Below are 23,143 nucleotides of genomic sequence, written 5' to 3' on the forward strand. Positions count from 1 at the left end.
ACGGATACCCACCTTATGAGCTAAGCGCTCCAGAGTCTTTGAGCGACTGCACATTAGCTCTCCATAATGCTCGCTGAATCAAAAGCATCACAATTCCAGCAACGCACATTCCCAAAACGTTAATTACCAGTTGAGCAGCAGAGCCCACCACCTCTTCGGAAGAACCAATAGCAATTCCTAGGGCAAGATTCCCCACCGCTGGAATCGTCGTCACCGAAATAAAGACACCAATAAGCGCACTAGATTGATGGGTATCTAAAGCCCAAACACCCACTGCGCCAGCAAGAACCGCAACTAAAAAAGACCAAATATTAGGACGCCAAATAAAACCGGTCTGAGGCCGTGCCCCTAACACATCCAATGGTGTAAAAAGCCCCAGATAAAGAGCAATACACGCTAACAACGTAACCACTACAGTTGCTAGTAAATATCCACCCCATAAAGTGCACAAACTCCGCACGATTAAAGAACGTTCCTTAAAAGCGACCCCTGTACACAAAGCAGCTACCGGAGCAAAGTCAGGGCCAACAACCATCGCACCCACCACCAAAATAGCGGAATCTGTCAAAACAGCAATCGCAGCAAGAATCACAGCAACAACAATAAATACCCCATAGGTGAGGCTAAAAAAACTTGAATTCTGGGCTTGTGCTAACTGATTAGCCCACATTAAAGTATTACGTTCACGCCGACTCAGCATCGAAGAATCCTGAACGCCAACAGGGCGAATCTCTTGAATACGCACATCCGAATATTCAGAAAGCAATTCTAAACAGTTCTCCAAAGCCTCTTCTGAAATACACCATTCAATCACACCTTGAGCATCATCTTGAACCGCTCCAGAACGAACCCTCAACTGAGATACCTCAGCAATCGCATGAAGCCGCCGAAAGACTTCTGTACTCATACGGGGAGAAACATCAACACGTAATTGCATGATTCCCATATATTCCACCTACTTTTCGTGAAGGTATCTCTCTGCGGATAGCGCAACGCCCCTGTGCCTACTATATAAAATATATGGTAAGCACAAGGGCGTTTCACGCTATCGCACAATAATGTTCACAAAAGAGCTAGTCGTGTTTGACTTCCTCAATATATGCGTCTGGATCAAACGGAACATACTCTTGGTTAGGAGCAACGCGGGATTCACGCTCATCAAGCTTTGAACCAAGAATACGGTTCATAATCAGCGCAATAGCGCCATCACCAGTCACGTTAGTTGCTGTTCCAAAAGAATCAAGAGCAATATACGTTGCAATCATCAAAGCAACCTGTTGATCGTTGAAACCAAGCATAGACTGCAAAATGCCAACAGCTGCCATAATAGCACCACCGGGCACACCCGGTGCTGCAACCATCACAATACCGAGCATGCACACAAAACCAATCCACTGGCCCGTAGTCACATCAATATGCTGAGTGAAAGCAATAGCAATAGCAAAAGCTGTAATCTTTGAAGTAGAACCAGCGAGGTGAATTGTGGCGCACAACGGAATAACAAAGTTTGCAATAGGATGACGAACACCGTTTTTAAGCGTCTGACGAAGCGTAACCGGAATCGTCGCCGCAGAAGAAGACGTACCTAGCGCTGTCAAATACGCGTCTTTCATCGTCCACACAGCGGTTAAGGGGTTTTTACCAGAAATAGCTCCGGCAATACCATATTGGGTACCTAAAATAACAACTTCAAGAAGAAGTACCAGCACAACAACAACGGCCAAGGTTGAGATGACTTGAGCAGCTTCCCCAGAAGCACTCAAATTCAAGAAAATACCAAAAATGTGTAATGGCAAAAGTGGAATAATAACGCGCATAATCAGAGCGTTAATAATTTCTCTAAATTCTAGAAAACCACGGCGCAACACTCCACGAGGAACAATAGAAAGCCCGATACCAATAACAAACGCAAGGATGAGAGCCGTCATGACGCCAAACGGTGGGGCCATCTGAATAGTGAAGTAACCAGAGGCCGCAGATAGCGTTTCTTCAGTAGCAGTAACGTTGTTAAAGGTGGAGGTGTCGATAAGTTTGGGGTACGCCAGCAAAGCAACAACAACCGTCAAGAAACCGGCAAACAAAGTAGAAGAGTATGCCAAGGCAGCGGTTAAACCTAGCCATTTTCCTGCGCCTCGACCCAAATCACCGATAGCAGGAACAACAAGTCCAATAATAATCAGAGGAATAGAGAACGATAAGAATTGAGAAAAAATATCGTTATACGTATAAAAAATCCGAGAGATTTCTTCAGGAAGTAATTGGCCAAAAATCAGACCAAAGACTATTGCAAGAATAACCCAAGGTAAGATTCCATATTTTTTGAGCAGAGACATAAGCTTCATTCAGTTTAAGACGAGTATTGTCTCCAAAATCTTCCCACTAGTTCGTACAGCTTCCAGACAACACACTGCATATTCACCAGTTCTGTGGTTCAACTAACGAAGATTATGGGGTACACCGCGTAAAATCTCCGTCATCTTCATCCCTCCCCACGATCCCTCCACATCACAAAACCCCTAGAGCACACACACCTTATCGATGAATATACGCTAGGGGTTTTGGTTCAAGACGGGAAGTGAAATTCTATAGGGATATTTCTACTTCCCCTAAGACTCTTACCATTTTTATGACTGAGCAAAAATCTCACGCATCAGCTGAGCAGCCTCAGACGGGGTTTTACCCACTTTGACGCCCGCGGCCTCAAGAGCTTCTTTCTTAGCTTGCGCCGTTCCAGAAGAACCAGAGACAATAGCCCCAGCATGGCCCATTGTTTTACCTTCTGGAGCGGTGAAACCTGCAACATAACCTACGACAGGTTTTGTGACGTGTTCTTTGATGAACTCTGCAGCGCGTTCTTCAGCGTCACCACCAATTTCACCAATCATCACGATTGCTTCAGTCTCAGGGTCAGCTTCAAAGGCTTCTAACGCATCGATATGTGTTGTACCGATGATAGGGTCACCGCCAATACCGATACAGGTTGTGAACCCGATATCACGTAGCTCAAACATCATCTGGTATGTCAAAGTACCGGACTTTGATACAAGACCGATTTTTCCTTTTCCGGTGATATTCGCGGGAGTAATACCCACCAAAGATTCTTCAGGGGTGATAATACCGGGGCAGTTTGGCCCAATAATTCGAGTCACCATCTTGCCGTTTTCATCAACAGAGTTCTTCGCATGTGCCCAGAATTCTGCGGCATCCTGCACCGGAATACCTTCAGTAATGACCACGACTAACGGCATTTTTGCGTCAATAGCTTCAATGACTGCGTCTTTAGAAAAAGCTGGAGGAACAAAAATTACGGATACGTCTGCGCCCGTTTTTTCCATAGCTTCAGCAACAGTGCCGAATACTGTTAGTTCAATATTTTCGCCCTGTGCATTCTGATGCGAAACGGTGCTTCCTGCTTTGCGGGCGTTAACGCCACCGACAATATGAGTACCAGCAGCAAGCATACGAGCGGTATGTTTCGACCCTTCAGCGCCGGTGATACCCTGAACGATGACTTTTGAGTCTTTGTTCAAAAAGATAGACATGTCTTATGTACCTTCTAAGAATTCTGTGTTTGAGATGATGCGTAGGCAAGTTCTGCGGCACGAGCTGCGCCGGAGTCCATTGTTTCTTCTTGATGCACAAGAGGGTGATTAGCTTCTGCGAGGATACGTCGTCCTGCTTCAACGTTATTTCCATCAAGGCGTACTACTAAAGGCTTAGTCGCAGAATCGCCAAGAATCTCCAAAGCACGTACAATGCCCTCAGCCACAGCGTCACAGGAGGTGATACCGCCAAAGACGTTGACGAAGACGGATGAAACTTGTTCATCACCGAGAATGATATCTAGTCCGGCTGCCATTACTTCAGCTGATGCACCGCCACCGATGTCTAAGAAGTTTGCAGGTTTGACATTTCCGTATTGTTCGCCAGCATATGCCACTACGTCCAAAGTCGACATCACAAGACCAGCACCATTACCAATAACGCCGACTTCGCCGTCGAGTTTAACGTAGTTGAGGTCGTGTTTTTTAGCTTCTGCTTCAAGGGGATTTTCTGCGGTTTTGTCGGCTAACCCTTGGTGTTCTGGTTGGCGGAACTCTGCGTTATCGTCGAGAGAAACTTTTCCGTCGAGAGCTAGAATTTTTCCGTCCTCGGTTCTTACCAGCGGGTTTACTTCAACGAGAGTTGCATCTTCTTTTTCAAAGACAGCGCCAAGTTGAGTCAACACTTCTGCGACAGGGGTTTGTAGCTCTTGGGAGAATCCAGCAGTTTTAACAATGTTGTGTGCGGTGTCTAGGTCGAGACCAGTTGTGGGGTTGACCTCAACTTTAGCAAGCGCCTCGGGGCGTTCTTTTGCTAGCTGCTCAATTTCCATACCGCCTTCAACGGAGCACATCGCGAGGTATGTTCTATTAGCTCGGTCAAGGAGAAGAGAGAAATAGTATTCTTCTGCGATTTGTGCCCCTTGCGCAATCATGACGCGTTCAACGCGGTGACCTTTAATATCCATCCCGAGGATGTTTTGGGCGTGGGTGTATGCTTCTTCTGGGGTTTTTGCGACTTTGACGCCACCGGCTTTGCCGCGCCCGCCAACTTTTACCTGTGCTTTGACGACGGTTACTCCGCCAATTTTTTCGGCTGCTGCTTTTGCTTCTTCAGGTGTTGTCGCGACGATGCCTTCAAGCACGGGCACTCCGTGCTTTTCAAACATGTCGCGTGCCTGGTATTCAAACAGATCCACTAGATTCCTTCTTCGTTGAAGTAGTGCTGGCAGTGATGCATGCCAGCGTTCTTTCTTCTTGGATATTGTTTCTACCCCACTAAAGAGAGGTAGAGCACAATATCTTCTTCAAGACACTTTAGCTCAAAGGAGGAATAGATGCAGGTCTATGCGACAAGAACCCCTATTTTCTTCTTAAAACCTTGGCTTTGACTAGTAGATAATCAATTCTTAACTTTTTCAATAGTGTCAAGTAACGTCACTAAGAATGGTGCTGTTGTAGAAGAACGTGGAACCATCAGATATTCAAAACGGTCGATACGCCACAACATGAGTTCAGCTTCGCCCACGTTACAACGCCACCCCATACCAATATCAAATAGTTCTGGTGTAGCGTCATCTTCAAAAGTGACACAGCGGGCAAGCACTTCAGGAGCTTCTTCACCAGATAGCTCGATAACAGTCCTATTTGCAGAGACATCAAGAACAAGCCCCGGTTCTGAGCCGAGGGCACGATCTAGAGCACGCCCCAATTTTATGGGGTCTACGTGAGTAGCGATGAGGAAGGTATCCTCATGAACCCACAGAGCCGCCACAATTTGACGCGTACCATACAGAATCTCTCGTGCTTGAGAATCCCCCGTAACTTCACCGCGATGACGAGGAAAGTCAATGCCAAGCACCTGAGACATGCGTGCCGCAGCGACAGAGTCTGGTGCAACTTGAATACGTACCAATGTCAACGACGAAATTTCTCGAACCTGCACGCTCGTATCACTTACAGCATTCATTGCTTCGGTGAATTCAGAAGCAACAGAAGGCACAGTATCTCGTTCAGGCATCAGTAATCCTCCACAATGACGGTGAAAACTCACCCCTATTTTATCGGTATTCTTCACGGCGTATCGTCAAACCAACAATCGCACCGAAGATTATGCACACAGCTAATAATTACCTAAAGTTTCTTTAACGGTGCATAGCGCAAGAGGAGGCGTTTTTCTTCTGAACCAAAACGCACTTTTGCAACGGTTTTATCTCCGCTTCCTTCTAGCGCTATAACTTTTCCTGGTCCAAAGCTTTGGTGCAAAACCTCTTCTCCAACTGTTAGTTGAGGAATCTCTTTATTTGGTTGAACACGAGAGACGTTGACGCGACGAGCTGCTTCACGAAGCCCCGCACCCGAGCTTTTGTGGAGTCCTGTTCCAAGAGCTTCAGTACGGCCGTGCGAAGAAGTAGTAGATACAGTGGTGAAGCCTTTTCGAGCCCATTCAATAAGTTCTTCAGGAATCTCTTCAATAAATGGAGAGGGAGGGTTCATCTGGCTTTGGCCCCAGAGTGAACGGCTCTGAGCCCGCGTAATATAGAGTTTTTTGCGAGCTCTTGTCAGACCAACATAGGCAAGTCGGCGTTCTTCGCTCATTTCTCCTTCATCGGTCATTGCTCGCTGGTGTGGAAAGATTCCGTATTCCATTCCAGTCAGGAACACCACTGGGAATTCTAGGCCTTTAGCCGTATGCAAGGTCATCAACGTAATAACCCCTTGCGCTCGTGCTTGTGCCACTTCTTCAGCAATTTTCTGAGCGCTTACCGTCTGTTCGTCTGTGTTTTCTGGGGCAGCCGGTATCTGGTCGGCGTCTGCTACGAGTGCAACGTGTTCGAGGAAGTCAGCCAAAGACGCTTCGGGGTGGTCATGTTCAAAGTCTTGGACTGCTTCAACTAACGCGGAAAGGTTCTCTATACGAGACTCGTCTTGGATGTCTTGGGATTCTCGTAGTGATTGTAAGTATCCGCTTTGTTCTAGTACAGCTTCTAAGCAGTTTGCTGGAGAGGAGGATTGAACAAGCGTTGAGAGGTCTTGGATGAGTTGTACAAAAGAGGCAATTTTTTTCTGTGCAGCTACACCGAGTCCTGATATTTCTGAGCATTGGGTGAGAGCTTGCATGAAGGAGCAATTTTGACGGAGTGCGTAGTCAGCCACAAGCCCTTCACTCTTTGCGCCGATACCACGTTTAGGCACGTTGAGAATACGGCGAGTATTCACATCGTCATCAGCGTTGACCATAATTCTTAGGTAGCTTAGAACGTCTTTAATTTCTTTGCGTTCGTAGAAGCGTGTACCGCCGACGACTCGATAGGGCAGGCCTTCCCTCATCAGGGCTTCTTCTAAGATACGAGATTGCGCATTGGTTCGGTAGAAAATTGCGATATCTCCGGGGCGTATCCCGTGTGATGCGTAAAGACGATCAATCTCAGCTGCAATATATCGCCCTTCACCATGCTCATTTTCGGCAACATATCCAACAATTTTTTCGCCTTCTCCAGAGGCTGTCCAAAGTTTTTTGGGGCGTCGGTCTTTGTTTTTTTCGATGACCGCGTTAGCTGCCGAGAGAATATTCTGTGTTGAACGGTAGTTCTGTTCAAGCATGATGGTTCGAGCGGAGGGATAGTCTTGTTCGAAATCGATAATATTGCGAATATCGGCTCCACGAAACGCGTAGATAGACTGATCAGAGTCACCGACGACCGTGAGTTCTGCTTCGTTTTTGCCGACGAGTTCTCTCACGAGGGCGTATTGTGCGTGGTTTGTGTCTTGGTACTCGTCCACCAAAATATGTTTGAAACGTGTTCGATAGTATTGAGCGACCTCTGGAACTTTTCGTAGAAGATGCACGGTCTTTGCGATGAGGTCGTCGAAGTCTAGGGCGTGAGCTGCTTGGAGTCGCTGTGTGTACCCGTTATAGACTTGTGAAACTGCACGGTCAAAGGGATTTGCTGGATTCATGGTGGCTTGAAAATCGTATGCTGTGATGAGCTCATTTTTTAGCTGACTAATCCGTGAGGCAATCGCTTTAGGCGCTATTTTTTGAGTATCTATTGCATAGTTTTTAGCTAAAGTGGTGATGAGTCTTAGAGAGTCTGCAGAATCATAGATAGAGAACGTCGTCTTCATATCTAGGTGGGATGCTTCTTTACGTAAGACTCGCACACAGAAGCTGTGGAATGTAGAAATCCACATACGGCGTGCAGATTCTCCGACGAGTTCGATAATTCTCTCACGCATTTCGGCGGCGGCTTTGTTGGTGAAGGTGATCGCAAGAATTTCGCTTTCATAGGCTCGGCCCGTTGCCAGCAAGTAGGCAATGCGATGAGTCAAGACACGAGTTTTTCCTGAGCCAGCACCGGCAACGATCAGCAGCGGTTTCCCTTGATGGATAACGGCTTGATGCTGTTGATCGTTCAGCCCTTCTAGTAGGTCACCGGCTTGGTGATGTTCTGAGGCTGGGGCACGGTGGGAGGCCTCGACCCCGTATCCACCACTTTGGTAGGACGGTGGCAGGAAATCTAACTCTGCAATATCTTGAGGTACTTCAATGTTAGGAGTAGGTTCTTCAGTCGGTTCCCATAGTGGTTCTTCGAAGATGGGTTCTTCGTATGTAAAGATGGCAGGCTCCTCTAGGTGTGGAGCTGGGGCAGCATGTTTTTTGGTGTGTTTCTTCGTGCCAGGAGTTAGGCTCTCATCATCAAATAAGTATTCCATCGTGTGAACAAGTCTATCTCGTACACGTGTTCGATGAAAATAGGTGGATTCTTATGATGTTGCGAATATCCGTTAAAGGTTCAATAAATCACCTTGAGCTGAGCTCATTCACGCACATGGTGTGTCAATACTTCATCCGTAGAGAAGTTTCTTTGTGCCCTCGAATGGATTCGAACCATCGACACCCGCTTTAGGAGAGCGGTGCTCTATCCCCTGAGCTACGAGGGCCAAACTTTATTTAATTATTCCTGCTAAGGGACACACTATACCAATAAATTCTTAGGTGAACTACAGGTTCTTTTTCTTCTTACGAAAAATCATCTGAGCAACGACCAATCCGATGATAATACCAATACCACCTGTAATAGAAACCCACATTGCGGCGTTACCGAGGCTCAGCGCCATGAGTAGACCGATGAGGACGCCGGGTACTCCTCCGGAGATCATACCGACTGCCATGTAGGTAAATTCTTGGTCAGAACCGTTGCTGGGGCTTTCAAACTGAGTAGACATAGTCCTATCTTAGCGTGGATATAGAAATGCGACCCCTGCTGGTCGTACGAGGGTCGCATCACCCGAATAAAATATTCGGTGAGATTTCCTAGATCAGGAAAAGTTATGAATCGTTCACCCAGTAGATGACCAGAGGTGAACTCATATTATCCATCTAGTGAGGGGAACATTATGGATGTTCCCCTCACTAGCATGGGTTGTAAGTTTTTAGAGACCTGCGTAGGTGTAGTAACCGGATACAGGCATGAGTCCGCCACCGTCAACAGCGGTAAGCTGAGTACCCTGAGATGGGTTGAGAGCGGAAATCATCTGACCGTTACCGACGTAGATACCGACGTGTGCGAATCCGTTAGTGAAGACGATGTCACCTGGCTGTGGGTAAGCGGTAGGAACAAGCTGACCAACCATTGCGTAGGTGTAAGGAGTCAAGTTGATGCCTGCGCGTGCGTAAACGTTAGATACGAAGCCGGAGCAGTCCCAAGCTTTGTAGGAGCGCCCACCCCAGATGTATGCGCCACCGATTCCATCGTATGCAGAAGCAAGAACCTGAGCGCGTACGCCTGCAACGTTAGTGGTAGAAGACTGAACAGCGAGACGAGGCGCAGGAGCTGGTGCTGGTGCTGGTGCAGGTGCCGCAACAGGAGCTGGTGCAGGTGCAGCTTCTACAGCTGGTGCAGGTGCAGCTTCTACAGCTGGTGCAGGGGTGCTTTCAACGGTAGCGCCCCAAGTGGTGATGTTCTCGTAAGAAACTTCAGGAGTGGTGTAAGTAGTAAGGGTTGCTGAGTAGTCAACAGGAGCAACGGTGTTTGCTACACCGAATGCGTTAGCAGGTGCAATAGAGCCTGCAAGAGCGGCACCAGCAACAACAGCGATACCTGCGTTGCGTGCGATGTTAGATTTCTTTGGTGCCATGTGGCGTGCAGTGTTAGCCATGTTTATTTTCCTCCATTGCCTCACGAGGTAAGCTGTCGGGTTCGAGTAGAAGGTTCACTCGGTTACTGGTATTCCAGTAACTTCACCCCTAGGGCTCTTCATCTAAGAACCCAAAAGGATGGGTCCCCCGCTTCTGCCAAGCATGTCATGATGTTTTCGTTACCTCAGTGTGAACAGTGGCAGAACTAGGCGATCTGTTCTGAGGGTGCCTCTCCGACCAGTGATTGGCACGTTGAAAACACTACTACACCTTCAACTCAAATGTCACGTTTTGGTTACGAAAACGTGTTTTTGTCTCACACAGTGACCCCTCAGAAACGCATTAAAACCACTATTGACCATGTTGTATTTTTTACCGATAACCTTTAGAACCCTTATTTCTTGCAAAAATACAGGAATCTTTAATGCTCAAAACACACGAAAACCAACATAAAGAAGGTTACGAAATGATTAAAAAAAATATACGAGGTATGTCTCACACCCGTGTCCTTTTCGTGACTTTTCAGCTCAACAGGTCACTCTCAATGCAATACCATCGCCTATAAAATAGAGACTCAACAGCCCATCAACCAACAGCAAGATCACAACAACCCACCAAAAAAATGAGGTGACGTACCCCTAAATACAGGTACGCCACCTCAATAAACTAAGAATCTCTCTATTAGTCTTGCGACCAAGGCCTGATATCTACCTATCAGGAAAAACAGTCAACCCCTCTTGTGAGAAGACTATCTAACGCTTGACGATAATCGCTTCAGCAACATCCGCAGAAAGTGTCACTTCCTGTTCCTCACCATCAGCACGGACAATAACAGCCCCTTGTGGCGCAGATGCAATAGAAACAGTAGCACCATAAATAATGCCTGCATCCCCTAGACGACTCATCAATTCAATGTCAGTTTGAATAAACTCTGGAAAACGAGAAATAGTAAAACGATCCTCTACACGAGAATCCTTAGCAGCAATACTCATAGAGACAGTACGCTCATCGTTATTTTCACTCTTTGCCCCCAGCTCTTCAAGGCCGGGAATAGCATTTCCATACGGAGAGAACTTTGGATTGTTTAAGAGCTCAACTAAGCGACGTTCAACACGCTCACTCATGACGTGCTCCCAACGGCAAGCTTCCTCATGGATATACGCAATATCTAAGCCGATAATATCGGCTAACAAACGCTCCGCAAGACGATGCTTACGCATCACCTCTACAGCTTTTTTACGGCCTTGCTCCGTTAACTTCAAAGAACGGTCGGAAGAAACCTCGACAAGACCATGCTTCTCAATACGGGCAACTGTCTGAGAAACGGTTGGGCCAGAATGTTCTAGACGCTCTGCAATACGAGCACGCATAGGGACGATGCCCTCTTCTTCTAATTCCAGAATAGTCCGTAGATACATCTCGGTTGTATCGATTAGGTCAGTCATACGTCCTAACTCCCTTCTCTGGCGCCAAACCAGTGAGCAAATAACCCTTTAACTTGAGTATATATGCACTTACCATTGTAGGGCGAACAGGGGATATAACCCTTGATAAATATGACAAATCTATAAGATTTTACGAAATTCAACAGAAAGTAAATCTGCCATAGAAAGTAACACTCAATACCTCAGGAAATATTATTCCTTTTCAGAGAATGAAACACTCTCTTTTCTTCAAGCAAGGCACAATAGAACATAACCGGACGTTAAAACCGGTATTAGCACTTATACGGTGAGTTCACCATGATTTGGAGAATCAGTGACACAGTTTCCTTCTATCCCAGTTAACATGCTTCCTCAAGACGGACGTTTCGGGGCAGGCCCGTCGAAAGTACGTCGCGAACAGATTTCTGCTCTCACCCGTGCAGCTGATCTTCCTCTTCTAGGAACATCACACCGGCAAGCACCAGTTAAACATCTTGTTGAAGAAATTCAGCAAGGATTATCTCACATGTTCAATGCTCCAGAAGGCTACGAGGTTGTACTCGGCAACGGTGGAGCAACGGCTTTTTGGGATGCAGCAACTTTTGGGTTAGTGAAGAATAAGGCTCAGCATCTAAGCTTTGGAGAATTTGGCTCTAAATTTGCTCAGGCAACACAAAAAGCTCCTTTTCTAGAAGAATCCTCCATCATTGAGGTGCCTGCTGGTAGTTGTCCATCTGCTCAAGCGGAACAAGGCGTTGATGTTTACGCATGGCCTCATAACGAAACGTCTACTGGAGTCGTAGCCCCTGTTCTTCGCCCTGAAGGTATTGATACAGATGCCTTAGTCGTTATTGATGCAACAAGTGCTGCTGGTGGTATCGATGTTGACTTGTCGCAAACAGATGTTTATTACTTCTCTCCACAAAAAAACTTTGCCTCCGATGGTGGTTTATGGGTAGCTTTTTTCTCCCCTGCAGCTATTGAGCGTGCATATGCTATCGCCCAATCTGGACGTTGGATACCTGACTCGTTGAATCTTGTGACCGCAATTGAGAACTCTCGAAAAAACCAGACCTATAACACCCCTGCGTTAACAACTTTGGTGATGTTAGCTGAGCAGATTCGCTGGATTAATGGCAACGGTGGCTTGTCCTTTGCAAGTGGACGAACCGCTGATTCTGCCCAGAGGGTCTACCAGTGGGCAGAAGATTCTTCCTTTGCAAGACCCTTTGTGCAGAACCCCGCAGAACGCTCTCAAGTGATTTGCACTATCGATTTTTCAGAGCAAGTTGATGCTTCATATGTTGCTCAGGCTCTTCGTAGCAATGGGATTGTTGATACCGAACCATACCGCAAACTTGGGCGAAACCAGCTACGTATTGCGACCTTCGCGGCAATTGAACCAGAGGATGTTTCAGCGCTCTTAGAATGCATTGATTATATTGTTGCTCAAAAGAGTGCATAACCGTTCATAATGTAGGAGTTCTTAAATAGGTATTTTGAACCTTGATATAGGTGTTCTTGGGGCGCTGTCTGATGTTCAGACAGCGCCCCAAGAATTTAAAGGGGAAAGCATCGATAATTATCGTGGCTGTTGGATTTCTAGGGCTGTTGTCACGGGGTCAAGGGGCTCTTCAACCGCGCGTTTGAAAACAAACTTCGTTTTTCGAGAACGGTCAAAAACGAGTTTAAGTTTTTCAGAACGGTAGTACCATAACAGCCCGATACAACCGGCCAGAACACCTGATAACGCAGCAATGCCAAGGCCCCAACGTGCACCCCAGTGGTCGTTGACTAGCCCAACAAGAGGTGCACCGATAGGTGTGCCGCCTAAGAAAACTGCGATATATAAACTCATGACTCGTCCGCGCATCTGCGGTTCAGTAGTGACCTGAACATAGGCATTCGCTGAAGTAATAATCGTCAAGGCGCAAAGGCCCATGGGTATGAGTGTTATGGAAAAGAACAGCAGGTTAGGGGAAAGAGCCGCGCATAAGGCAGACAGCCCAAAGGCTGCTGAAGCCCCAAAAATGAAGCGCAGGCGAGGACGTTCTCGCCGTGCAGCAAGAAGAGTTCCAATGACAGAACCAACAGCCATAGTTGAGTTAAGAAAGCCAAATTCTCCAGCACCTTTATCAAACTCTGTTGTTGCCATTGCCGCGATGTTCATTGCGGAGTTAATACCGAAGGTTCCCACCAGAAAAACAGCTACCATCACGGCCAAAATATCGGGGCGTTTTCTGACGTATGCGACGCCGTCGCGGATACGCCCGGTTGAACGATCCGCACGAGGAGTGGGGCGAAGTTCTCGAGTTCGGATCAACGAGATTGCAGCAAGCATGATGAGGAATGTTGCAGCGTTGATGAAAAAGACTGGCCCAGTGCCCAAAAGAACAACAAGAATACCTGCACATGCTGGACCGATAAGACGTGCAGAATTAAAGGATGTGGAGTTTAGTGCTACAGCGTTAGGCAAGTCGTTATCGTGAACGAGCTCAGAGACAAAGGTTTGGCGGGCAGGAACTTCGAGAGAGACGATGATTCCAGCGACGAGGGCTAATGCGTAGACATGCCAAATTTGGATGTGCCCGCTCATCACTAAGAATCCTAGTATTAGAGAGAGAACGCCCATTGCGCTTTGTGTCATATAGAGCAGTTTTCGGCGGTCTAGCCTATCTGCAAGGACTCCGGCATAAGGTGCTAAGAAGAGTTGAGGGCCAAATTGTAAAGACATAACGATTCCGAGTCGAGTGGAATCGTTATGAGAGAGTTCGTTAAAAATCAGCCAGTCTTGGGCAGTATGTTGCATCCACGTCCCAATGTTGGAAAGGAATGCTCCAATAAACCATAATCGGTAGTTAAAAATCCATAAGGAACGAAAAGTAGGAGATTTGCCGTGTACCGGTTCAGGCCCGTTGCGTTCAGTTGTGAGCGTTGTTGCAGGGGGTGAGGAGGTCTTCTCCTGCGGGAGGGTTTCGGCGTGTGGAATTCTCTTACTCGTAGAAATCAGTCCTTAGGTATACGTAGTTATTCGTCGTCGCTTGTATCTTCGGAGTGGGAGGTTGTCTCTTCGGTGTCGGTTGTTTCTGCGTTTTCTTCTTCGATGGTGTTCATACGTTCAGACCACGGTACCCATGCTGGAGCGAGGAGTGCATCATCTCCGGGGATAAGTCCTACCTCGCAGACGGTGGCGATTTTAGAGCGCGGTGTTCGAGAAAGTGTCGCAAACCAGAACCAGCCTCGGTATCCGGACATCGTGCATTCAAATAGGTGTGTGGTAAGTCGTTCTTCCTCTCCACGTAGGTGGTGAACGATACCAATGTTTTCTGCGGAGGTAATCTCTTGGATTCCGGCGAGCGCAATATCTTTTGCTTGAGCAAGAACGGTATCGACTTTGCTAGTTCGACGCCGTTTAGTGGGTGCACCTAATGTTGGTTCTGCAGTCTGGGTGGTTGCAGGAGGGTGTGCGTTGCTGTCATCGTGAGGTTGTTCAGATAGGGCGGAGCTATGCTCTTCTGAGGTGGATGGCTCCGCGGGGATTGTATCGTTCTTTATCTGTTGGGACATACCTTCTATTAAAGCGTGAAATGAGAAACTTTGCTGGGTGTTTGGTTGATACGGTATGTATATGACTGAGAGTTCTTCTTCACTATCGGATTCATTAGCTGTTTCTTTCTTGAGTTTTTGTGGCGCTTTATGCACTGTTCTTGGAGTGGTCAGTGGGGTGGCGATGTTGTTGTTGATGTGGTTTTACGGCCATGCGCCTCATTTTTTGACGTGGGGTGCGATGGTGTTATTGCCGGTGGGGTTTTTGAGTTTGGTGTGTTCTCTTGTGGTAGCGATGGTGCGGAGGAGAAGGCAAAGAGCAGACTCAAAATCATAGTAAAGAGTCAGCTTATATATATCTGTCTTCCAGCAGACTCCCAGCTTCAAGAGTGAGAATAAGTATCGTGAATACAAATCAACCTGAAGCAAAATTACTCGTCGTAGACGATGAACCAAATATCCTTGAATTACTCGCAACCTCGTTACGGTTCGCCGGCTTTGAGGTTGTTACTGCGTCTAATGGTCGTGAAGCGCTTGAAAAAGCAGAAAGCGAAAACCCAGATTTAGCAGTGCTTGATGTAATGATGCCCGACCTTGATGGATTCACCGTCACCCGTAAACTCCGTGCAGCTGGAAGACTATTCCCTGTTCTCTTCCTCACCGCGAAAGATTCCACTGAGGATAAAGTCGCTGGTCTAACAGTGGGCGGAGATGACTACGTCACCAAACCCTTTAGCCTTGATGAAGTCGTTGCACGCATCCGTGCTGTCTTACGTCGAACACATCAGGGAGAAGCAGAAGACTCTCGCCTACGTGTAGGGGATCTTATCCTTGATGATGATGCACACGAAGTATTCAGAGGAGACCGAGAGATTGACCTCTCCCCCACTGAGTTCAAGCTATTGCGTTATCTGATGCTTAACCCTAACCGCGTACTATCCAAGGCTCAGATTCTTGACCACGTTTGGGAGTATGACTTCAATGGGGACGCTTCTATCGTAGAATCTTATATTTCTTACCTACGCCGGAAGATTGATAATGTTCCAGATCAAGCACCAATGATTCATACTAAACGCGGTGTTGGATACCTGTTACGCACCGCAAAATAGACGTGAGTTATTGTGACTAGGATTCGTCAAAAAATCGGACAACTGGGCGCGCTCTCTTTGCGCACCCAGTTGGTTCTTTTAACCAGTTTGCTCTTAGCCCTAGCAATTTCAGTAACGTCGTTGGTCGCGATATCTGCTCTGCGAGGACAAATGATTGAGCAGCTTGATGAAGAGATGAGTTCAAATGCTCAGACTCTCACAAGTTATCTCACAGAAGGCCCTCATCAACCGAGTACGAGTTCTCTTCTTCGGTATCAAGCGTATCTTTTAGATGATCAGGGAACGGTTCTCTCCTCTTTGGTGGGTGCTTCGTCTATTCAAAGCTCAACACCAGATTTGTCTGGATGGACGCACGAGAAGGTCAACCGATTCTCTCATAAAGGAATCACCGTTAAATCTGTTAATGGTAAAGCTGAATGGAGAATTCTCCCCATTGATTATGGGGATCTTGATTATTCTGTCATTATTGCGACTCCTTTACGGCAGACTCATGCTGTGGTGGCACTCGTAGCTGTTCTTACGTTGACTTTTGGTGTAGCAACTCTTTTTGCGTCTGTTGCAATGAGCTGGGTCATGGTTACAAGAGCATTTGAGCCGTTAGCACGAGTTGAAAAAACAGCTGCACGTATCGCTGCCGGTGATCTTTCGCAGCGTATGGAAAAATATAATCCGTATACCGAGATTGGTCATCTTTCGGCGTCTCTCAACACCATGTTGAGCCATATTGAAAAAGCCTTTGAGGTGCAGAAAAATTCTGAAGTCAAGATGCGTCGTTTTGTGGGGGATGCTTCTCACGAGTTGCGAACGCCTCTTGTTTCTATTCGTGGATATTCTGAGCTGTATCGCCAAGGTGCTCTCCAAAGTGAAGAAGCTGTAGCTAATGCGATGAGCCGTATCGAAGCAGAGTCAAAACGAATGGGGCAGTTAATTGAAGATTTGCTCACTTTGGCTCGTATTGATGAGCGTCGAGAGTTAGAAAACCGCATTATTGATCTTCTTGATTTAGCCCAAGATGCCTCCCATGATGCTTTTGCGACCTCTCCGGATAGAACAGTTCAAGTTGTTGGTCTTACAGAACATGCTGCTCCTGAAAGCGCTTATGTATATGGGGATGACTCTCGGTTGCGACAGGTCATTGCGAATTTGATGACTAACGCTATTCGATATACGCCTAAAGGCTCCCCTCTTGAGATAGCCGTGGGAACGGTCCAGTCTGATGATGCTCAGCAGTTCTCTCAGATTGAGGTTCGAGATCATGGCCCTGGTATTCATGGCGAAGATCGTCAAAGAGTTTTTGAACGGTTCTATCGTGCCGATACTTCACGTACTCGTGAAACGGGGGGCACTGGGCTCGGGTTAGCTATTGTTGCCGGTATTGTTGCTCAGCATGAAGGAAATGTTGAGGTACTAGAAACTCGTGGTGGAGGGGCAACTTTCAGATTACGTTTTCCCAGTTATATCGGAGACGACGTTTCGCGTGAAACATAAACTTTCCATCTTCTTCTGTGGATAATTAGCTATCGTTGCGTTATTAACCTCTGGCTATCCACAGTTTTTTTAAAAAATCTACTTAACTCATGTATCTCTCCCTAATGTAAAGGGTAGAAGAATCGTTCTTCTACCTCATGTATAGAACATTTTTAGGAGATGTCATGGCACAATTTGTCGTTGATTCAGAGATGATTAGTCAGAAAAGCGCTACTGCACGCGCACAAATTGATTCAATCATTGCAGAAGTTAATGGGTTAACCAGTTCCTTACAAGATTTAGAAGGATCGTGGACTGGCGCTGCTTCACTCAACTTCCAAGGCGTCCTCGCCCAATGGCGAGCAACACAGCAACAAGTAGAACAATCTATTGCACAGATTAATGAAGCCCTTTCACGTGCAGGCATTAATTATGCTGATACAGAATCAGCAAACGCTGCAATGTTCCTTGGCTAAAGCACAAAAGGCAGGAACACTACCACTTAGAGCTGCTAGTGTTCCTGCCTTCTCCGTAACCTCAATGAGTATGAATAGACTCGTCCAGAATTTTTAGGATTCTTGCGGGCAGGCAGTATCTTGTCGTGAAGATAGAACCCACCCCAAATCGCCTGTAGTGTCTTGAACCCATAGGCTCGTGCGCATAACCGACATATGGCGAGTCTTTACACGAGACAAAAGACGAATCACAGAATCCCCCAGCATCTCACAGCTGATAAAGATTGGTTCATCATGCGCATAAAAAGCACGTGTACGATATTCCACGGCGAGTGAACGTTGTGTGCGTATCCCCTGATATGTCACCCACCAAAAATCTTCCCCCAATACTTTTTCTAAATATTGTTCCTGCTCATAATGTTCAGGCTGGTAAAGAGTACGTTCATAACCCTTAACTAGTTCAAGAACATCATCAACGTTCATTGCAGTAGAGGGATTTTTCGTGTGGTCTTCAACAGAAGAATTCTTTGTTTCTTGTAGCACATGTTTTGTGTCCGTCTCCGGCGATACCTCAAGGTTAAATCCCGGCCCGCTAGGAGTCGGTGTTCCTTGTTGGAAGGATAAAGCAGCATCTCTAGCACGGGTGTCTGCAGCTTCATTCATATCTTGCCCAGAGTGCCCTTTAACCCATACGAACTCGTAATTTCGTCCTTGCATTGCCTCGTCGAGCGCCTGAATCAGCTCTTGATTTTGAACGGGCTTACCGTCCGCTTTCTTCCAGCCTTTTTTCTTCCACCCTGGCAACCATTTAGTCACCGCGTTAATGGTGTACTGAGAGTCACAAAGAACCTTGAGTTTATGTTCAGGAAGATGAGCAGTCGCTTCAAAAAGTTCTAGCACAGCACGTAGCTCACCCTGATTATTTGTTGCGTGTTCCCAGCCGCCCGCTGACCAGTTATCGTGGTCAATGTACCACGCCCACCCAGCAGGTCCAGGGTTCACTAATGCTGATCCATCTGTTGCAGCAATAATCTCTTGTGCCATGTACAAGACCTTCCTCAAGGACGTAGATTCTTCACACCCTAGCTTATCCGCTCTTATGTGTTTCTAGTGCTACCACTTTAAAGCATAAAAACATTTAGAATAGCCTGTATGAGCGCATACCCACAAACAGACCGACAATCTGTTCACCTATACATGTTGCCCTCAGCGATTCTTCGCTCAGGACACGGCATCACATGGTTATCCTATGTTGGTATCGCAGAACAAACTAAAGCAGCACAATACCGCAACCCTGAAGATGCACTCAACTACGCAGCACAACAAACCCTCATGCGATGTATTGCAGCATGTGCATTAGGTATTCGCCCCACTCATGCCTCACAAATTACCGTCGACAGAACGTGCCAGCTATGCGACCAAAAAGCAACACACGGAAAACCGCGGATTTCTGGTATTAACTTCAATATGTCACGAAGCCACGGAATGGTCGTTGGCGCATATTTTGCAGAAGATAGCCAAGACCCACAAGCCCAACTACTCGGCGTCGATGTTGAAAGAATGCGCGGAAACCTTCTCGACGGATACGATAAAGTCACCCTTACAGAAGAAGAAAAAACGGTTATCTCAGAATGTCCAGAAGAAAATAAAGCACTACTAAGGTTGCTACTGTGGACAGCTAAAGAAGCCGTACTCAAAGCCACCGGACACGGACTTGTAGCAGGCCCCCAAAAAGTGCATATGCAACTTCTTAACCCGCCACAAAACCTCGTCGAGATTTCTGGATACCGTGCAAGCGGAACCCTCAACATTGAAGGGTATCAACAACAGTTTTACGTACAGTGGTTTGTACAAGGTGAGTTTGTGATAGCAGTAGCAACAAACCAAAACCGCACCATCAAAGCCCACCCCGTTACCAAGCCTTATGACATCAAGCAGAGCATCCCACTATCTACGCAACGTCTCAAAACGGTATAACCTCAGACACATTAATCTACGAAGATACCGTGTTAATATTTAGCGCTTGACCAAAAGAGCCGAGTTTAGTTCCTGTCTCACGGTGTTCACTATCTGGTGTTGAGGCTTTGACGAGTCCAGCCCCAGCAAATAAGGTGATGTGCTCAGCCTCAACCTGAGCACAACGCAAAACGAGCGCCCATTGTCCGTCTCCAGAGGGGTCCATCCAACCAACAAGTCCCCCAAAGAAACCTCTCTCGAAGCTTTCTAACTCGCGAATTACTTCGAGTGCTGTACTTGTTGGATACCCACAAATTGCGGGAGTGGGGTGGATAGCGCGAGCGCCGTCTAAAGAGCTCATACCATCTTTAAGACGCCCCGTAATTCTTGTCGCCAGATGCCATAGTTGTGGAGTGTTAATAAGCTGTGGCGTCGCAGGAACGTGAAGTTCTTGTGTGAGCGAAGACAGACATCTTTTAATATCGTCAACGACCGTAGCATGCTCGGCACGGTCTTTAGGTGAGCGCATTAGTTCTTCACCGATTTGCGCGTCTTCAGTACTGCCAATAGGTGCTGTGCGCGGGGAGCTTCCGGCTAAGGGGAAAGTCGTGAAAACACCGTCTTCAACTCCGAAGACAAGTTCTGGTGAGGCACCCATCAGATAGCTATCATCTGATAGTTTCATCGAAAAAACATAGGCGCGTGGTTGTTGTGCCCATAGATTATGGTAGATGTTCTCTAACGTTGGGCGTTCTTCTTTATAATAGACGTGAAGGAGGCGAGAAAGCACAACTTTATCGAGTTCTCCGTTATTCATTTTTTCGACAGCACGTCCAACGTTCTGGCGGTATTCGGGGTTATCGATACCTTCAATACGAGTTGGTGCAGGGCACTTTTGTTCTTGCACAATGGGGGCAGGTGTTCGCTCGATGCTTTCAGGAACGTATAGAAGTGCAGGTTCTTGAGGGTCGAATGGGATGACTCCGATAACACCAGTTCCGCGTTCTTGGGCGCGTTTGAGTGCGTCTTTTTCGTTAACTGGTTCTAACTCCCCGAGTGCTCTGAGGCAGGTGTTTCCATAGGTAAATTGGAAGGCAGGGTACTCGTTCGTGGGCATAGGCTATGGTGTTCTTTCTATCGAGACGGGGATAGTGAGCGCGGGTTTGTTCATTCCCCGATGAAGGTTAGAAGGTTGCTCCGCCGTCGGCGGTAAGGCTCTGCATCGTCACGTGTTTAGCGTGTGGGCTTAGAAGGAATATTGCGACTTCTGCAATATCTTCTGGTTCTGCAATACGACCTAGCGGTATCCCCAAACGGTAATTTTCTAGTGATCCTTTGATGGGTGCTTCGCTACGGTCCTCTCCGTTCCAGGTGTCTGTGACCATGGGGGTTCGTGTTGTTCCAGGGCATAGAACGTTTGCGCGGATTCCGTGTGGGGCAAGTTGCAACCCAAAACTTGTTGTTACTCGTGTTGCAGCAGCTTTTGATGCGCCATAAGCTCCAAATTCAGCTCGTGGTACGTTCGCAGCGTTTGAACTGATAGTGACAATACCTCGACTATTTGTTGGGTCTTGCGGTTGTTGCTCTACCATGTATCGGGCTACTTCTCGAGTAACCAAGAATACGCCATCAGCATTAACTGCATGAACAGTACGCCACTGTTCTAAGGTTGTATCGAGAAGAGGTGCAGCATGAACAACGCCGGCACAGTTGATGAGTCCTTGTACTAGTTTTTGTTTTTGACGAAGGTAATTTCCCATACGCTGTACACAGGCTTCATCAGTGACGTCTAAAGGATAGTATTCACAATGCTCGTTTTGGTGTTGTGCCTTTTCCTGTATTTGCTCTTGGGTGTCGCAGGCAAGTACGGCGTATCCTTCGGTCAGAAGACGCTCCGTAACAGCTGCGCCGATTCCTCCACATGCGCCAGTAACAATAACGAGGGATGTTGTTGGGTTCATATCGCTTAGTCCTGACCAGATAATGTTCTCAGGATGTCTTGGGTTGAAGTGACGATGCCACATCGTTGGGCAACATAGTTACAGGCAAGTTCGTGCTCTTTTTGGCTGAAATCAGCGAGAGCGTCAGCAACAAAGAATACTTGTATATCCCGCATGAATGCGTCGAGTGCTGTCGTCATACAACCAATGTGTGCGTAGACTCCGGTAATAATCAGTTGGTTTCGTCCGCTCAGTTTGAGGTCTTCTTCAAAGGTGCTTTTAGCGAAAGCTGAGTAACGCCATTTAGTGAGGACGGTGTCCTGTTCGGCCGGTGCTAAGGCAGAGATAATCTCTGCATCAGCGTCTTGTTGTAGCCCTTGTCCCCAGATATCGGTAAGGAGCGCGCGGTCTTTAGGATCTTGACGAGGCGGTTGCGCAGTGTAGTAAACGGGGATTCCGTTATCTCGTGCTGATTTGATAAGTGCAGAAGTGTTATTGATGGCCTGTTGAATTTGCCCTGCTGTTTCGTCTTCAAAGATGGAAACAAAATAGTTTTGCATATCGTGGACGAGTAACGCAACCTGATGCGGGTTAAGTTCCCACGTGGCGCGTTTTTCATAAGGCCTATAACTATACGTATAGGTTGGTATTGTTTTGAGAGCCATGATGTTTATCGTCCTTTTCCTGCCAAGAGTGTGAAGGGCTGAGAAAACCCCTCTACATGCTATTTAGGTTTACCTATGTTTTCAATACAGTAAACCTAAATCATGGTTCTTTACATGCTTCACCACCATATAAACAGGCTCACAGGAAGACAATCACGGCCTCATCAGTATTGACACTCACCATAGAGGAAAGAGACAAGAACCTCACGTACCAGAAGAAAGCTCTTATGGTTGAGATAACTCGTTGAGCAACTTATCGTAATGCGTATCAATAGTGGCAAGAGTCGACGTAATAATCTCAGCTGGAGTCTCATATCCTTGTTGAGCCCACATCGTAAATACAGCTAAGCAACCTTGCAGATGGTAATTAGCAAAAAGAGAGAGTTGTTGAGCTGGTACGACGTCTTTGAGAGAGCTCCAGAATATATCAATATATTCACGCTCTAACCTATTGCTCAGCACTTCAAAGAAGCTTCCAGTCCCACGTTGAGTCAAGAGCATCCGGCAGACTTCTTTATTACCCTGAATAAACTGCATAAACGCACCAAATACTTCACGGCTATTCATGTTTTTACCGTTGACAGGGTCTGGGTCAAGGATGCTACTAAGTTCTAGTAACGCAGTCTCTTGAATTTGTGAGTACAGTTCTGAAATGTCAGAATAGTGCGAGTAAAAAGTTGCACGATGAATATCAGCTTTCTCCGCTAGCTCACTAACAGTAATAGAGCTGAGCTTCTTATGCTGTAATAAATCCGCTAGGGCAAGGTATAACGCTGATTGAGTTTTACGTACTCGACGGTCAGATCGCTGAACTTTTTTCATTTTAATATCTCCAAAATCTATTTGGTAAACACTATACGGCGTATTGTCTACTATCCTACATAATAAGACCTCTTT

Annotated in this window: 21 protein-coding genes, 1 tRNA gene and 1 riboswitch; of the genes, 5 read left to right on the forward strand and 17 right to left on the reverse strand. The window is 46.8% G+C overall.

The window, feature by feature from the left end; genetic code table 11:
- Positions 1-13: 13 nt before the first annotated feature.
- The 10 genes from ACN083_RS01185 to ACN083_RS01230 form a co-directional block, all read right to left on the reverse strand.
- Positions 14-946 (reverse strand): DUF389 domain-containing protein, encoded by a 933-nt coding sequence (locus ACN083_RS01185; protein ID WP_419101003.1) that lies wholly within the window; start codon positions 944-946, stop codon positions 14-16.
- 127 nt (positions 947-1,073) lie between these two features.
- On the reverse strand, positions 1,074-2,342 hold the full coding sequence (locus ACN083_RS01190; protein ID WP_419101004.1) for a dicarboxylate/amino acid:cation symporter: 1,269 nt from the start codon (positions 2,340-2,342) through the stop codon (positions 1,074-1,076).
- Between the two features lie 282 nt (positions 2,343-2,624).
- Positions 2,625-3,542 (reverse strand): succinate--CoA ligase subunit alpha, encoded by a 918-nt coding sequence (gene sucD / locus ACN083_RS01195; protein ID WP_419101005.1) that lies wholly within the window; start codon positions 3,540-3,542, stop codon positions 2,625-2,627.
- Positions 3,543-3,556: 14 nt separating this feature from the next.
- A complete protein-coding gene (gene sucC / locus ACN083_RS01200) occupies positions 3,557-4,741 on the reverse strand; it encodes an ADP-forming succinate--CoA ligase subunit beta (RefSeq protein WP_419101006.1) in 1,185 nt (394 codons plus the stop codon).
- Positions 4,742-4,944: 203 nt separating this feature from the next.
- On the reverse strand, positions 4,945-5,562 hold the full coding sequence (locus ACN083_RS01205) for a hypothetical protein (protein ID WP_419101007.1): 618 nt from the start codon (positions 5,560-5,562) through the stop codon (positions 4,945-4,947).
- A gap of 113 nt (positions 5,563-5,675) precedes the next feature.
- A complete protein-coding gene (pcrA, locus tag ACN083_RS01210; RefSeq protein ID WP_419101008.1) occupies positions 5,676-8,258 on the reverse strand; it encodes a DNA helicase PcrA in 2,583 nt (860 codons plus the stop codon).
- 155 nt (positions 8,259-8,413) lie between these two features.
- Positions 8,414-8,486 (reverse strand) — tRNA-Arg (locus ACN083_RS01215).
- 60 nt (positions 8,487-8,546) lie between these two features.
- Positions 8,547-8,771 (reverse strand): hypothetical protein, encoded by a 225-nt coding sequence (locus ACN083_RS01220; protein WP_419101009.1) that lies wholly within the window; start codon positions 8,769-8,771, stop codon positions 8,547-8,549.
- Positions 8,772-8,978: 207 nt separating this feature from the next.
- Positions 8,979-9,704 (reverse strand): C40 family peptidase, encoded by a 726-nt coding sequence (locus ACN083_RS01225; protein WP_419101010.1) that lies wholly within the window; start codon positions 9,702-9,704, stop codon positions 8,979-8,981.
- A gap of 3 nt (positions 9,705-9,707) precedes the next feature.
- Positions 9,708-9,865, reverse strand: a riboswitch (cyclic di-AMP (ydaO/yuaA leader).
- A 571-nt stretch (positions 9,866-10,436) separates the two neighbouring features.
- On the reverse strand, positions 10,437-11,129 hold the full coding sequence (locus tag ACN083_RS01230; protein WP_419101011.1) for a metal-dependent transcriptional regulator: 693 nt from the start codon (positions 11,127-11,129) through the stop codon (positions 10,437-10,439).
- Between the two features lie 343 nt (positions 11,130-11,472).
- Between ACN083_RS01230 and serC the strand changes: the two genes are divergently transcribed.
- A complete protein-coding gene (serC, locus tag ACN083_RS01235; protein WP_419101296.1) occupies positions 11,473-12,573 on the forward strand; it encodes a phosphoserine transaminase in 1,101 nt (366 codons plus the stop codon).
- A gap of 117 nt (positions 12,574-12,690) precedes the next feature.
- Here the strand turns inward: serC and ACN083_RS01240 are convergent, their stop codons facing one another.
- On the reverse strand, positions 12,691-13,974 hold the full coding sequence (locus tag ACN083_RS01240) for an MFS transporter (protein WP_419101297.1): 1,284 nt from the start codon (positions 13,972-13,974) through the stop codon (positions 12,691-12,693).
- 161 nt (positions 13,975-14,135) lie between these two features.
- A complete protein-coding gene (locus ACN083_RS01245; RefSeq protein WP_419101012.1) occupies positions 14,136-14,675 on the reverse strand; it encodes a DUF3027 domain-containing protein in 540 nt (179 codons plus the stop codon).
- 383 nt (positions 14,676-15,058) lie between these two features.
- Here ACN083_RS01245 and ACN083_RS01250 point away from each other — a divergent pair, with 383 nt between their 5' ends.
- The 3 genes from ACN083_RS01250 to ACN083_RS01260 all read left to right on the forward strand — a co-directional run bounded on the left by ACN083_RS01250 (position 15,059) and on the right by ACN083_RS01260 (position 17,706).
- On the forward strand, positions 15,059-15,763 hold the full coding sequence (locus tag ACN083_RS01250; RefSeq protein ID WP_419101013.1) for a response regulator transcription factor: 705 nt from the start codon (positions 15,059-15,061) through the stop codon (positions 15,761-15,763).
- A 12-nt stretch (positions 15,764-15,775) separates the two neighbouring features.
- Positions 15,776-17,251, forward strand: coding sequence for an ATP-binding protein (locus tag ACN083_RS01255; protein ID WP_419101014.1), 1,476 nt, complete (start codon positions 15,776-15,778; stop codon positions 17,249-17,251).
- 164 nt (positions 17,252-17,415) lie between these two features.
- A complete protein-coding gene (locus ACN083_RS01260; protein WP_419101015.1) occupies positions 17,416-17,706 on the forward strand; it encodes a WXG100 family type VII secretion target in 291 nt (96 codons plus the stop codon).
- A 93-nt stretch (positions 17,707-17,799) separates the two neighbouring features.
- Here ACN083_RS01260 and ACN083_RS01265 read toward each other — a convergent pair whose 3' ends face one another.
- Positions 17,800-18,729, reverse strand: coding sequence for an RNase H family protein (locus tag ACN083_RS01265; protein ID WP_419101016.1), 930 nt, complete (start codon positions 18,727-18,729; stop codon positions 17,800-17,802).
- Positions 18,730-18,837: 108 nt separating this feature from the next.
- Here ACN083_RS01265 and ACN083_RS01270 point away from each other — a divergent pair, with 108 nt between their 5' ends.
- Complete coding sequence (locus ACN083_RS01270) at positions 18,838-19,662, forward strand: 4'-phosphopantetheinyl transferase family protein (protein ID WP_419101017.1); 825 nt, start codon at positions 18,838-18,840, stop codon at positions 19,660-19,662.
- A 16-nt stretch (positions 19,663-19,678) separates the two neighbouring features.
- Here ACN083_RS01270 and ACN083_RS01275 read toward each other — a convergent pair whose 3' ends face one another.
- From ACN083_RS01275 to ACN083_RS01290, 4 genes are all read right to left on the reverse strand, one after another.
- On the reverse strand, positions 19,679-20,758 hold the full coding sequence (locus ACN083_RS01275) for an isochorismate synthase (protein WP_419101018.1): 1,080 nt from the start codon (positions 20,756-20,758) through the stop codon (positions 19,679-19,681).
- A 67-nt stretch (positions 20,759-20,825) separates the two neighbouring features.
- Positions 20,826-21,602: an SDR family oxidoreductase gene (locus ACN083_RS01280; protein ID WP_419101019.1), complete on the reverse strand. Its 777-nt coding sequence runs from the start codon at positions 21,600-21,602 to the stop codon at positions 20,826-20,828.
- Between the two features lie 5 nt (positions 21,603-21,607).
- A complete protein-coding gene (locus tag ACN083_RS01285) occupies positions 21,608-22,246 on the reverse strand; it encodes an isochorismatase family protein (RefSeq protein ID WP_419101020.1) in 639 nt (212 codons plus the stop codon).
- A 225-nt stretch (positions 22,247-22,471) separates the two neighbouring features.
- Positions 22,472-23,068, reverse strand: coding sequence for a TetR/AcrR family transcriptional regulator (locus ACN083_RS01290; protein ID WP_419101021.1), 597 nt, complete (start codon positions 23,066-23,068; stop codon positions 22,472-22,474).
- Positions 23,069-23,143: the final 75 nt, after the last annotated feature.

The organism is Rothia sp. CCM 9418, assembly GCF_048512825.1.
Taxonomy (GTDB): Bacteria; Actinomycetota; Actinomycetes; order Actinomycetales; family Micrococcaceae; genus Rothia.